Here is an 11,702-nt window from a genome sequence, read left to right on the forward strand (position 1 = left end):
GCTCGTGAAGGGCGCACGGTCGCCGGATCAGCGCCAGCGACCAGCGCCGGCGTCGCTCCCCGCCGGACCGTATCCGGGCTCCTCCACGCGGTGCCGGCGGCCGTACGACTCCCCGCCGGGACGTTCGCCGCGCGGATACTCGGACTGGTACCCGTACGCCGGCTCCGGCTGGTGGCCCCGCGCTGGTTCCGGCTGGTAGCCGCGCTCGCGGGGCGGACGCCACTCGTGCGGCACCGGCACCCCACCGGCGGGTAACGCCGGACGACCCTCCGGCTCGCCCCAGCCGTCGCGCCACCCGTCGTCGCCCGCAGCGCGGCGTGGCTCGTCGCGGCGTACGCTCGCCCAGCGGTCCTCGACCCGGTACTCGGTGCCGACCGGATCGGCGTGCAGTTCGGCCCGGCGTTCGCCGACGCGCACCTCGCGGCCCCGATCGTCGTCACGTACCGCCGCCCACCGGTCTCCGGCGCGCAGCTGCGCCCAGTACGCCCCGGTGTCGTCCGCCCGATGTCCCCGAGCCGCCGGTGTCGGGTCCGCGGGAGTTTCCCACTGCTGGCCACCCGCGTCCCAGCCCCGGTCGTCCCGTGAGCCCCAGTCGCGGTCACCGGCGGGCCCGCCCGGATAGCCCGAGCCGCCGTCGCGGGCGGCGGACCAGTCGTCGTCCCCGGTCGACCAGCGGCTCTCCTCCGGCGCTGGCGACCACGGGCGGTCCTCCTCGTGGGAGCGCCCCGACCAGGAACGTTCCTCGTCACGGCCGGACCACGCGCGCGCCTCCTCCTGGCCCGTCCCGGACCAGGAACGTTCGTCCGAGCGCTCCGCACCGGACCAGCGACGACTGTCGTCCCGGCGGGAATGATCATCGCCGTCGGACCACGAGTGGTCGTCCTCGTCGATGCCGTGCCCTCGCCGGCGCTCTCCGGGCGACGATCCCGACCACGCCGCCGGGTAGCCGCCGTACCGGCCACCGGACTCGCCGACGATCGTGTGCCGGGTGGTCACGTGCACCGTCTCGGTGTGCCGGACCACCCCCAGTGGCCGCCCTGCCGCCTCACCCGGGCGATCGTCCTGCTCGGGAGGGACCGGCGAACCGTAGACACCTGCTGAGCCGCTGGCCGGACGATCGTTGCCGGGCCCGGAACGCGCTGCGCCGTACCCGCCGGTCCGGCCCGGGGCGGGCTGGGCGGTGCCGTAGACCCGGGCCGACGCGGCGGGTCGTTCGGTCTGCCGCGGCGGTGCCTCCGGTGCCGAAACCCGGGCCCGGCCCGGGCCGGGCGGCTCGTCGTTCGCGACCGCGGTGACGCCACCCGAGTCGACCCGTTGACGCAGCCCGGCCAGCGCCTGTTGGACCCGTTGGATCTCGTCGAGCGCCTGGTTGCCACGCTGGGCGGCAGCCACGATCTCACCGCGCAGCTCCCGCCGCAGCTCGTCGACCTCCTCGCGGAGTTCCTCGGCATGCTGTCCACCGCCGTCGCTACGCAGTGCGATGGATAGGCCGATCAGCACCACGGCCAGAATGGCCAGCACTGCGGCAAAGCGCAGCGGCCCGTTGCCGTCCGCGACCAGGAGTATCAGCGCCGCGACCGGAGCGAGAGCCACACCGCCCCAGAAGAGCACGGTGAGCAGCTTGCGGGGATCGGCGGGCACCGGGGCGGGCATGGGTCCGCAGCCTACCGAGAGTTGCGTCACCTGGGAACGGCTCGACGGCAGGTGTCCGTCGCGAGTGTAGAAGGGGCTCCGCAGCGGCGCTTTCGGGACTGGCGACGCGACGGCGCCCCGGCCGACTCGACCGGGGCGCCGACGTGGTTGGCGCGGCTGCTCAGTTCTGCGCGTACGCCGCGTCGGTCGAGAAGACCAGGCCGACGCTGATCGTGCCGTTGCGCAACGCGGTCTTGGTCAACGGGCCACCGCCGTCGAGCGAGGAGAACGAGCCGACCGAGAGCCCGTAGGTCTGCTCCAGACCGGGCTTGCAGAACGGGCGCTCCTGGCACTCCGGCGGACCACCCAGCACCGTCGCCGTACCCGAGCACTTCTCGGCGAGCTCGGAGAGGGTCCGCACGCCGTACTTGTCGGCGAACTCCTGGGTCACCGCGAAGGCGTTCTGGGTCTGCGCGGCCGCCGGCGCGCCGAAGGTCAGACCCACCTGCTCACCCAGGCCACGCAGCGCGGTGACGGTCTTGTCGACGTCCGGCGAGGAGACCGGCTGGCCACCGCTGTTCACCTTGCCGTTGAGGAACTCGGCGAGGGTGGCGGCGTACTCCGGGACGACCTGGATCTCGCCCTTCTCCAACGCCGGCTCGTACAACTCGCGGTTGCCGATCTGCTGCACGGAGACCTGGTAGCCGGCGGCGGTCAGCTGAATCTTGTAGAGCTCGGCGATGATCTCGCTCTCGGTGAAGTTGCCCGCCCCCACCGTGATCCGCCCGCCCGATCCGCGCTGCACGCCGTCGGTCAGCGAGTTGGCGTCGGCGAACTCCTGCGCCGCCGCCTGGGCGCTCTTACGATCCACGTCGACCGCCTTGTTGAGCTGCACCAGCTTCGGCGTGTCGAGCACTGCGGAGACCTTGTCGAGCGCGGCGATCAACTGCGGGTTCGCCACCTCGCTGTTGACCGCCGGGATGATGTTGTCGGCGTTCTGCAGCGACTTGTCGTCCTCGAGTGCGATCAACTGCTCACCGGCCACCGGCGCGCAACCCTCGCCCGAGGCACCCTGCTGAGGTGCCTCGGTGCCGGAGGAACCGGCGTCGCCGCACCCCGCCAGGACCGTCGCCGCCGCGACAGCCCCCACGACCGCGATGGACAGTCTTCTACCTGCGCGCATGAGCCCGCCTTCCGTGTCCCGGCGCGGCCCGGAGGGGCCGGCCGCGTGTCCGACGGGCGATCCCGCCTGCCGCCCGCGATGTCCACCCAACATCCTGCCGTGCCCCACCGACAAGCCGAGGAGGCATTCGTCACCGGAACGTCACCCATCGGGGTCGTCGCACCCGACTGACGCCGTACCGGTGACGCGGATCGCACGACCAGCCCCCGCGCCGGGTTGCTCGATGTCCTGAGTCGTCCCCTTGTCAGGAGCCGGCGACGGCATCCGCCGCGCGTCGCCCGGCACGGCGCCGGGCGCGGCGCAGCGGGCGCGGGGTGACCAGCCGTTCGACGAGTGCGAAGAGCAGTTCGACGCTTACCGCCAGCCCGGCCACCAGCAGCCCGCCGGCCAGGATCTGGCCACCACCGACCGCGATGCTCAGGCCGAACCCGAACCGGATGATCTCCCCCAGGCCACCACCGTTGACGAAGGTCGCCAGCGCCGCCGTGGCAACCACCTGGACGGCGGCGGTCCGGAAACCGGCCGCGAGATAGGGCACCGCGAGCGGCAGTTCCACCCGGCGCAGCACCTGCACCCCGGTCATGCCCATGCCACGGGCCGCCTCCCGGGTCTGCGGATCGACCTGCCGCACTCCGGTGTACGCGTTGGCCAGCAGCGGCGGCACGGCGAAGACCGCAAGCGCGAGCACCACCGCCGGCCGACCGAAGCCGAGGAAGGTCAACGGGAGGATGGTCAGCAGGGCGAGCGTGGGCACCGCCAGGGTGAGGTTCGAGACCAGCACCACCAGCCCGCCGCCGCGGCCGATGTGGCCCAGCCAGAGACCCAGCGGCCAGGCCACCAGGCAGCCCAGCAGCACCGCGGCGGCCGACATGCTGACGTGCTCGCCTAGGCGGTCCAGGATGCCGCCCGGGTTCGTCCAGTTCAGCGGATCGTTGAGCCAGACCACCGCCTGGGACACCGGATTCGTCGCGGCGCTCATCCGGTCCTCCCGCGCAGCCACGGGGTGAGCAGCCGACCGGCCCCCACCAGCAGCAGGTCGAGCACCAGCGCCAGCAGGACACAGAGCAACGTCCCGGTCATGATCTGAGCCTTGTAGAGGTTGTTCTGGAAGCCGGCGAAGATGATCTGCCCGAGCCCGCCCCGTCCGATCACCACACCGACGGTGACCAGGGCGACCGTGGAGACCGTGGCCAACCGCAGGCCGGTCAGGATGCCGGGTAGGGCCAGCGGCAACTCGATCCGCACCAGTCGCCCCCAGCGGCCGTAACCCATGCCCTCGGCGGCCTCCCGGACCTCCGCCGGCACCTGGTTCAGCCCGGCGACGGTGTTACGGACGATCACCAGCAGCGCGTACAGCACCACCACGCTCAACACGGTCGCGACGCCGATGCCCAGATAGGGTGCGACGAATGCGAACAGGGCCAGGGAGGGGACCGTGTAGAGCACCCCGGTCAGTGCGAGAATCGGCCCGGTGAGCGGCCGGAACCAGTAGGCCAGCACGGCCAGCGGGACGGCGATCAGCGCGGCGATGAGCACCGCCCGGAGGGTCAGCGTGGCGTGCTCACGCAGGGCGTCGAGCACCGTGTCAGAGTTGTCCCGCACGTACTGCCAGGAGAACCACGGGTTACCCGGATCAGCCCGGTAGCTCAGGCGGAAGGACATACGTGGACGTTACCCCGGGGGCCGGCGGTGATCGACGCGCGGCGTCGATCACCCTCGACGGCATCGGCAAGCGCTACCCGGACGGCACCGAGGCGGTCCGCGAGCTCAGCCTGCACGTCGACGAGGGCGAACTGGTCGTCCTCATCGGCCCGTCCGGCTGCGGCAAGTCGACCGTGCTGCGGATGATCAACCGGCTGATCGAGCCGACCGCCGGTCGGATCCTGCTCAACGACTCCGACGTCACCCGGGCCGACCCGGTCAAACTGCGCCGCCAGATCGGCTACGTCATCCAGAACGTCGGACTCTTCCCGCACCAGACGGTGGCCGCCAACGTCGCCACCGTGCCCCGGCTGCTCGGCTGGGCCACCGGCACCGTCAAGCGTCGGGTCGAGGAACTGCTGGAACTTGTCGGCCTGGACCCGGCGCAGTTCGGCCGGCGGTACCCGCACGAACTCTCCGGCGGCCAGCGGCAGCGGGTCGGGGTGGCCCGGGCGCTCGCCGCCGACCCGGTGGTGCTGCTGATGGACGAGCCCTTCTCCGCCGTCGACCCGATCGTGCGTACCCGGCTGCAGGAGGAGTTCCTGCGGTTGCAGGCGGAGGTACGCAAGACCATCGTCCTGGTCACCCACGACCTGGACGAGGCCGTCCGGCTCGGTGACCGGATCGCGGTGCTCTCCGAGGGCGGCCGGTTGGAGCAGTACGACACCCCGGCGACGCTGCTCGGCGCTCCCGCCACCGGGTTCGTCCGCGAGTTCGTCGGAGCCGATCGGGGCATCCGCCGGCTGGCCGTCACCCCGGTGACCCGGGAGGTACTCGATCCGCTGCCGGTCGACGGCGACGCGGACCTCCCGTCGCTACCGCTGGGTGGGTCGGCGTACGACGCGCTGGCCGTGCTGCTCACCGCCGCCGGTGGCCGGGCCGTGGTCACCGAGGACGGACAGCCGGTCGGGACGCTCAGCCGGGAACGCCTCCTGACGCTCACGGAGTCGGCCGGCTGAGTGTCCCCGCCTGCGTCGCCCGACCGAGTCGGCGGGCGGAGCGCCGCGGGTGACTCCGGCACGAGTGGTCGGCCGGGTCCGTCGCGCACGACGGACCCGGCCGTACGGTCAGCGCCGGCCCCGGTAGCCGCCCAGGGTGGCGATGCCGATGATCCAGCCGACGAAGAGGCCGTACTCCGCGCCGTCCCCCGCCGCCTGGAAGGCGCCCAGCAGCGACGGGTTGGTCCGGATCAGCGTGGTGAACAGGGCCGCGAAGGCCCCGGCGAAGACGAACGCCGCCCAGCCGGCGAAGAACTGACTGATGGTGCCGCGGGCACGGGCGAGCTGGGAGCCCGGCAGCAGGTAGAGGAACAGGAAGGTGAGGACGACCACGAGGATCGCCCGCAAGTCGTCGGCGAAGATCTCCTGGATCGAGTCGTCGGAGTCGAATCGCCAGGCCGGCCAGGCGAGCAGTCTCAGGAACCACCCGCCGGCACTGTCGGGATCGGTGTTGTCCCTGGCCCAGTCGACGTACCAGGGACTACCGAAGACGAGGACCAGAATGAGCGCGGCGAGCGTACCAGCGCCCGGTGCGGACTTGTATCGATTGGTGAGAGCCATGGCCCCGCTATTTCCCAGCGGATCGACGCAGGCAAACGCGAGGCGTCATTTATGGTGGTACGCGCGTTTGGCCCGCTAGTGCTTCATGAGGTAGTCGATGAACGCGGCGCGCAGCAGCGGCGCGGACTCCTCGTAGCCGTGCCCGGTCATCTCGCGCCAGAGGGCCACCGCCTCGTCGACCGTCGGCCCCACCGAGTTCGGCGCGCCGTCCAGCGCGGCGGCCTCGTCCGCGTTCGGCAGGTGCCGCAGCACCGACCAGAAGAACCGTACGTCCCGGCGCTCCCGGGCGAGGGTGAACGCCCGTTCCCGCAGTTCCTCGGTGGAGAGGACGTCCAACTCCTCGAACGACCGGCCGCCGGAGATCGATGATGTGTCGGTCATGTGCCGAGCCTAACCGTCGAGATCACGCTCGGCGCGCCGACAAGCTGCCGACCGGTCACCGATCGTCGGCCTCCCAGGTACGCGAGCCGGTCTCCCAGCGCCGGGCTCCCCACGGGTCCGTGCCGCCGACGGGGGGTTGGGCCGGCAGCACAGGCGGCCAGTCACCGACCGGCTGCGGCTGCGTCACACTCCACCCGCTCTCGGCGGCCGGCTCCGGCGGCGGCGGGAGCGGTGCCCCGAGCACCGGCACCGGACGTCCGTACGTCTCCACCAGGCGGGTGACGACGAGCCCACCGGCCAGCGCCGCGCCGCCGACCGCCCACCGGCTGACCGTCCAACCACGGGCCTGCGCGTACGCCAGGAACAGCCCGATCGCACCGGCCGTCAGCAGCGTGCCGAAGACCCCGCCACGCAGCCCGAACGCACTGGTGCCGGCGAGCAGCGTCGCGCCCACCGCCAGCACCGTCCAGTCCAGTCCCGCCGCCGGGGTCACCGTCCCGCCCATCGAGGCGATCAGCACCCCGGCGAGGGTCGCGAGCACGGTGGAGCAGACGTACCCGGTGGTGGCCACCACACCGGCCGCCGTACCCCGCCGACGTGCCGGGTCGCCGATCGGCCGGAACCGGCCGACCAGCCGACGGATCGGGCTCACCGCTCCGAGGAGCCCGCCGAACACCGCGATCGCGGCGAAGCCGACGAAGAGTTGTCCGGCGGTGCCCCGCGGGTCGTAATCGCCCTGCACCAGCACCGGCGCGGAGCGCTGCTCGATGTAGACGATGACGCCGGCGGCACCACCGAGGCTCGCCGCCCAACCGGGCACGTGCAGCAGCACGACCACCAGGCCGAGCACCAGCCCACCGATCGCCGCCACCGCGGTGGCCGTGCCGACAGCGCCGAGCACCCCGCGGTCACTCTGTTCGGCGAAGTGCAGCCCGGCCGCGACCGCCACCGGTCCGACAGCGAGGTTGACCGCGGCGGTACGCAGGGTCAGCCCGACGGCCAGGGCCAGCAGACCCAGACCGATCACGTCGACGATGAGATCCCGCAACCCGCTGCCGCGCAGCACCGCCGAATCCTCACGCCACACCAGGTAGACAAGTGCGCCGAAGCCGAGCAGCAGGAACGTCTCCCAGACGATGTAGACGCCGAAACGGTCCCGGCCTGACTCGGCGTCGGGATCGTCGAGGACGGCCTCCGCGGTCGCGGGACCGGCCGAGGCAGGCTCCGGCGGTCCGTCACGGCCCGGTTCGTCGTACCCCATGATTCCTGCCTCCCAGCGGCCGCCCGGACTCCACCGACGCACGGGCGGACCGGCGGCGGGCGTTGCCTTTCGGTCGGAGGCACCGTACCCGCGCGTCCGAGCCGGGCGGAACCCCCTGCTGGGGCTGGGCCGGCGGCCCGGGCGGTGTCCGGTGTCCGGCCACGTCGAGGCCACCGGGGTGAGCCTCGGGGCGGTCGCACTAGCGACGATCCGGGTGGCTCTCCCAGTCGTCCGGCTCATGCTCGTCGTCGGGCCGCTCCGGGACCCGGCACGCCCGCTCCAACCAGAGTGCGGCGGCCACCAGGGCGGCCGAGGCCAGCAGGCCGGCGATGGCCGCCGGGCGGTCATCGGTGGCAGCCCGCGTCGGCTGCACGAACAACCAACCGGTCAGCCCCGCGTACCCGCCGGTGAAGATGGCACCGACCAGCGCGGATGCCTTGGCCAGCACGACGAACCGAGCCACCATCAACGGATTGACCGGATCCCGGCCCGGTCGGCGGTCGATCCGACCCCGGGTGTTGATCGCGGCGTACGCCTCCAGCACGGCCAGTCCGGCGAGGGTCACCACCGGCAACCAGGGCAGCGGCGGCAGCCGCTCGTAGTAGATGCCGCTGATCAGCAGCCAGGCCACCGCGGCGGCGGCGAGGGCGGTCACCACCAGGGTCGAGATGCGGGTGGGGCCCATCCGCGACCCGTCGGGTGGCGGGGACACGCTCATGCCGGTACCTCGCCGCGCGCCGCCCCGCCATGAGACCCGGTCGCGCTGAGCCTGATGGTCCGCTCACTGCGCTCGCTCATGCCGTCGACTCTAACGTCAGATCGGGCCGGGGGCTCAGTTCCGGCACCTCGACGGCGACCGGCCCGGTGGTGAGCAGGTCGGTGAGCCAACCGTGCCCGGGCAGTTGGCCGTAGGGCTGGATGTCGATCCACGGCCGCAGCACGAAGGCCCGCAGATGTGCCCGGGGATGCGGCAGGGTCAACTCGGGATCGGCGCTGAACACCGGGCGGTCGTCGTCGGTCCACACCGCGACGACGTCGACGTCGAGCGTGCGGGGACCGAAGCGCCGTTCCGGGTCCCGGACCCGACCGGCGGCGTCCTCCGCCGCCCGGGCCCGCGCCAACCAGTCGTAGGGATCGGCGTTCGGGTCCGCGGCCAGCAGCACGGCGTTCAGGTACGTCGGCTGCTCGGTGTCACCCCACGGCGGCGTCTCGTAGACCCCGGAGACCAGCAGGACACTGTCACCGAGGACGGTCAGGGCGGTGCGCAGGTGGGCGAGTCGGTCACCGAGGTTGCTGCCCAGGGAGAGCACGGCGCGGGTCATCGGGTACGCGTCCGGCGCATCGTCACGGCCACGTCGGTGAAGGCGTGCGGCACCGGGGCCTCGGGCTTGTGCACCGTGACCGTCACGCCGGACACCCGCGGATCCACCAGGCAGACCTCGATCAGTCGATCGGCGAGGGTCTCGATCAGGTTGACCGGCTCGCCGGTGACCACCTCGACCAACCGCTCGGCCAACTCGCCGTAGTGCACCGTGTCCCGCACGTCGTCGGACCGGGCGGCCGGTCCCAGATCGAGTTCGAGCACCGCGTCCACCACGAACTCCTGGCCGTTCGCGCGTTCGAAGTCGTACACCCCGTGCCGGCCGCGCGCCCGCAGGCCGGTCAGCTCGATCCGGTCGGTCATCGCCGCCCCCGCCCGTCGACCGCGGACCACTCGGCGGCGTCCGACGGCACGACCCGACCGGCCGCCGACCCGGCGGACGCGGTGTCGGCAGCCGACGGAGCGGCCAACCGGGGACGGCCGGTGGCCCGCCAGACGGCGAGCGCGTCGACGGTGGCACGCACGTCGTGCACGCGTACCCCCAGGCGCCGGCGGCCACCGCGAGCAGGCTGGTGGCGACGGTGGCCGCCGTCCGGCCGTCGGTCGCCCGGGGCACGCCGTCGGGGCCGGCCAGCAGTTGACCCAGATACGACTTGCGGCTCGCGCCGAACAGCAGCGGGTAGCCGAGTTCGACCAGTTCGGGCAGCCGGGCGCTGAGCTGCCAGTTGTGGGCGGCGTTCTTGGCGAAGCCGAGGCCCGGATCGATGATGATCTGATCCGGGCCGATCCCGGCGGCGAGGGCCGCGTCCACGCGCTGGCCGAGTTCGGCACGGACGTCGGCGACCACGTCACCGTAGCTGGCCAACTCGTTCATCCGGCGGGAGTGGCCGCGCCAGTGCATCAGCACCCAGGGACAGCCGGCATCCCGGACCACCCCGACCATGTCGGGATCCGCGAGACCCCCCGAGACGTCGTTGACCACGATCGCGCCGGCCTGTAGCGCCGCGACGGCGACCCGGGCCCGGGTGGTGTCGATGCTGACCGGAACGCCCGCCGCGGCCAGCTCGCGGATGACCGGCACCACGCGGGCGGCCTCGGTCTCCGCGTCCACCCGGTCGGCACCCGGCCGGGTCGACTCTCCACCGACATCCACCAACTCCGCGCCGTCGGCACGCAGCCGGACGCCGTGTGCGACGGCGGCGTCGACGTCGGCGTAGCGTCCGCCGTCGGAGAACGAGTCGGGCGTGACGTTCAGGACGCCCATCACCACCGGGGCCGGAGCCCGTACCAGATCGGTCACGAGTAGGACGGTACCGGCCCGGCCGCCCCTCGCAGACGGCCCGGTCGTGCATCCTGACATGCCAATTGGAACAGGTGTACGATCGGTCGTCCGGGTCGGTTCGGGCAGCATTTTCGCGGCTTGTCGCAAAGAGGGGCGGCCCGTACGCTGTGGAATTGTCCAGCATCGAGATGGCGACGGTTGGAGGGAGGGCCGAAGCGGGACAACCCACCCAAAAATCGCCACCCTTCGTGGCGGTTGTCGTACGCAGGGTTCCGAGCACTGCGCACAGTGAGCACCGATCCCGCAAGGCTTGCCTACTGCACCACCGCGGCGCCGCCGGCCGCGACTTGGGGAGGTTTCAGTGATCGCCATCGAGCTGATGGAAACGGCGTCCACAAGCGCCCTCCACCTGCTCTCCACCCTGGTGTCGTCGATTCCGCTCGCCGCGGAGGAACCGAAGGGGATCGACACCGAGGGCGTCGTCACCTTCTTCGCCAGCAAGATCGCGCCGATCCTGCTCGCCGTGCTGGGCGTCATCTTCATCGGCCGCGCCAGCCGGGGCGAGATCTCGAAGGTGCTGACCAGCTCGGCCATCGCGATCGTCGGGTTGGCCTTCATCGCCGGAGCCGCCACCCTCTTCTTCATCGGCGACTTCCTGATCAACCTGATCTTCGAATAGACGCGGGCACGAGATGCGGCTGCGCACCGACGACGACATCTACCGGGCTCGCCTGGTCTATCTCGGGCCGCCCGGCTACACCCTTCCGGTCCACCTGCCGTACGCCCAGTACGGGCTGTTCATGCTGCTCGTCCCCCTCTACATGTTCATCCACTGGCTGTTCACGCTGCGGGTCGAACTCTTCCCCGCCTGGGAGATCGCCCTCGCGATCGTGACCACCTCGTTCGTCTTCCGGTACGTCGACCCGGACCGTCCGGCGCGCATGGTGATCCGTACCGCGCTGACCGACTGGCGACGAACCCGGGAGCCGGCCGCCGAGCAGCGCGATCCGCGCCTGGTCGGCAGCAGGATCAGGATCCGGGAGGAACTGGCATGACCGGCTGCACGCCGTACGGGCCGAACGAGGACACGGGCAGGGCGATCGCATGAGCCGCTCCGCCACGCCGGGATCCCCGGCCGGACGTCCGGCCGCACCACACGGTAACCGTGCGCGTTCATTCGACTACCCGGAAGCCGATGGGCTGGATGAGACCACGCTGGACCCGGCACTCGCCACCACCCCGGCGCACGGCAGCGTCGGTGTGTTCCAGGCACCCCGCCCGCCGCAGCGCCGAGCGGCTCCGGCCGATTCGGCCCCGGCCAGCCGGGACGGCGCGGACATCGACTCACCGTTCCTCGACCTCTTCGGTGGCGCGTACCCCCG

General features: G+C 72.1%; 13 protein-coding genes and 2 pseudogenes. 4 read left to right on the plus strand and 11 right to left on the minus strand.

Features of this window, described 5'->3' with window-relative positions:
- Positions 1 to 27: 27 nt before the first annotated feature.
- From ENC19_RS19875 to ENC19_RS19890, 4 genes are all read right to left on the minus strand, one after another.
- Positions 28 to 1,653, minus strand: coding sequence for a hypothetical protein (locus ENC19_RS19875; protein ID WP_208020956.1), 1,626 nt, complete (start codon positions 1,651 to 1,653; stop codon positions 28 to 30).
- A gap of 160 nt (positions 1,654 to 1,813) precedes the next feature.
- The gene (locus ENC19_RS19880; RefSeq protein WP_235944937.1) at positions 1,814 to 2,815 is read right to left on the minus strand and encodes a glycine betaine ABC transporter substrate-binding protein; all 1,002 of its coding nucleotides are present in this window, start codon (positions 2,813 to 2,815) and stop codon (positions 1,814 to 1,816) included.
- Positions 2,816 to 3,059: 244 nt separating this feature from the next.
- A complete protein-coding gene (locus tag ENC19_RS19885; RefSeq protein WP_164448620.1) occupies positions 3,060 to 3,794 on the minus strand; it encodes an ABC transporter permease in 735 nt (244 codons plus the stop codon).
- Positions 3,791 to 4,477, minus strand: coding sequence for an ABC transporter permease (locus ENC19_RS19890; RefSeq protein WP_164448621.1), 687 nt, complete (start codon positions 4,475 to 4,477; stop codon positions 3,791 to 3,793). Before ENC19_RS19890 ends, ENC19_RS19885 begins: the two co-directional genes overlap by 4 nt.
- A 2-nt stretch (positions 4,478 to 4,479) precedes the next feature.
- Here ENC19_RS19890 and ENC19_RS19895 point away from each other — a divergent pair, with 2 nt between their 5' ends.
- Positions 4,480 to 5,475, plus strand: a complete 996-nt coding sequence (locus tag ENC19_RS19895; protein WP_164448622.1) for an ABC transporter ATP-binding protein — start codon at positions 4,480 to 4,482, stop codon at positions 5,473 to 5,475.
- Positions 5,476 to 5,583: 108 nt separating this feature from the next.
- On the opposite strand, the gene ENC19_RS19900 is transcribed toward ENC19_RS19895, so the two are convergent.
- The 7 genes and pseudogenes from ENC19_RS19900 to folP form a co-directional block, all read right to left on the minus strand.
- Complete coding sequence (locus ENC19_RS19900) at positions 5,584 to 6,075, minus strand: hypothetical protein (protein WP_164448623.1); 492 nt, start codon at positions 6,073 to 6,075, stop codon at positions 5,584 to 5,586.
- Positions 6,076 to 6,150: 75 nt separating this feature from the next.
- Positions 6,151 to 6,456 (minus strand): hypothetical protein, encoded by a 306-nt coding sequence (locus ENC19_RS19905; protein WP_093409856.1) that lies wholly within the window; start codon positions 6,454 to 6,456, stop codon positions 6,151 to 6,153.
- Between the two features lie 55 nt (positions 6,457 to 6,511).
- Positions 6,512 to 7,717, minus strand: coding sequence for an ABC transporter permease (locus ENC19_RS19910; RefSeq protein WP_164448624.1), 1,206 nt, complete (start codon positions 7,715 to 7,717; stop codon positions 6,512 to 6,514).
- Positions 7,718 to 7,916: 199 nt separating this feature from the next.
- Positions 7,917 to 8,402, minus strand: a complete 486-nt coding sequence (locus ENC19_RS19915) for a DUF3180 domain-containing protein (RefSeq protein ID WP_208020961.1) — start codon at positions 8,400 to 8,402, stop codon at positions 7,917 to 7,919.
- A gap of 109 nt (positions 8,403 to 8,511) precedes the next feature.
- A complete protein-coding gene (folK, locus tag ENC19_RS19920; protein ID WP_164448626.1) occupies positions 8,512 to 9,039 on the minus strand; it encodes a 2-amino-4-hydroxy-6-hydroxymethyldihydropteridine diphosphokinase in 528 nt (175 codons plus the stop codon).
- Positions 9,036 to 9,401, minus strand: a complete 366-nt coding sequence (gene folB / locus ENC19_RS19925) for a dihydroneopterin aldolase (RefSeq protein WP_164448627.1) — start codon at positions 9,399 to 9,401, stop codon at positions 9,036 to 9,038. The genes folK and folB overlap by 4 nt, the downstream gene beginning before the upstream one ends.
- Positions 9,398 to 10,338: pseudogene (folP, locus tag ENC19_RS19930) on the minus strand (dihydropteroate synthase). Before folP ends, folB begins: the two are co-directional and overlap by 4 nt.
- 343 nt (positions 10,339 to 10,681) lie before the next feature.
- Between folP and ENC19_RS19935 the strand changes: the two are divergent.
- From ENC19_RS19935 to ENC19_RS31915, 3 genes and pseudogenes are all read left to right on the plus strand, one after another.
- The gene (locus ENC19_RS19935) at positions 10,682 to 10,999 is read left to right on the plus strand and encodes a hypothetical protein (protein ID WP_164448628.1); all 318 of its coding nucleotides are present in this window, start codon (positions 10,682 to 10,684) and stop codon (positions 10,997 to 10,999) included.
- A gap of 13 nt (positions 11,000 to 11,012) precedes the next feature.
- Positions 11,013 to 11,375, plus strand: a complete 363-nt coding sequence (locus ENC19_RS19940) for a hypothetical protein (protein WP_164448629.1) — start codon at positions 11,013 to 11,015, stop codon at positions 11,373 to 11,375.
- A 49-nt stretch (positions 11,376 to 11,424) separates the two neighbouring features.
- Positions 11,425 to 11,695, plus strand: a pseudogene (locus tag ENC19_RS31915) (hypothetical protein); the annotation flags it as partial.
- Between the last annotated feature and the right edge of the window lie 7 nt (positions 11,696 to 11,702).

Origin of the sequence: Verrucosispora sioxanthis, from assembly GCF_010560025.1 — a bacterium.
Taxonomy (GTDB): Bacteria; Actinomycetota; Actinomycetes; order Mycobacteriales; family Micromonosporaceae; genus Micromonospora; species Micromonospora palythoicola.

What these genes read in the sequence shown, in the direction of transcription:
- ENC19_RS19915 (WP_208020961.1), bottom strand. Translation starts at nt 8,402, where the DNA reads ATGGGCCCCACCCGCATCTCGACCCTGGTGGTGACCGCCCTCGCCGCC.
- folK (WP_164448626.1), bottom strand. Translation starts at nt 9,039, where the DNA reads ATGACCCGCGCCGTGCTCTCCCTGGGCAGCAACCTCGGTGACCGACTC.
- ENC19_RS19890 (WP_164448621.1), bottom strand. Translation starts at nt 4,477, where the DNA reads ATGTCCTTCCGCCTGAGCTACCGGGCTGATCCGGGTAACCCGTGGTTC.
- folB (WP_164448627.1), bottom strand. Translation starts at nt 9,401, where the DNA reads ATGACCGACCGGATCGAGCTGACCGGCCTGCGGGCGCGCGGCCGGCAC.
- ENC19_RS19905 (WP_093409856.1), bottom strand. Translation starts at nt 6,456, where the DNA reads ATGACCGACACATCATCGATCTCCGGCGGCCGGTCGTTCGAGGAGTTG.
- ENC19_RS19900 (WP_164448623.1), bottom strand. Translation starts at nt 6,075, where the DNA reads ATGGCTCTCACCAATCGATACAAGTCCGCACCGGGCGCTGGTACGCTC.
- ENC19_RS19910 (WP_164448624.1), bottom strand. Translation starts at nt 7,717, where the DNA reads ATGGGGTACGACGAACCGGGCCGTGACGGACCGCCGGAGCCTGCCTCG.
- ENC19_RS19885 (WP_164448620.1), bottom strand. Translation starts at nt 3,794, where the DNA reads ATGAGCGCCGCGACGAATCCGGTGTCCCAGGCGGTGGTCTGGCTCAAC.
- ENC19_RS19880 (WP_235944937.1), bottom strand. Translation starts at nt 2,815, where the DNA reads ATGCGCGCAGGTAGAAGACTGTCCATCGCGGTCGTGGGGGCTGTCGCG.
- ENC19_RS19940 (WP_164448629.1), top strand. Translation starts at nt 11,013, where the DNA reads ATGCGGCTGCGCACCGACGACGACATCTACCGGGCTCGCCTGGTCTAT.
- ENC19_RS19875 (WP_208020956.1), bottom strand. Translation starts at nt 1,653, where the DNA reads ATGCCCGCCCCGGTGCCCGCCGATCCCCGCAAGCTGCTCACCGTGCTC.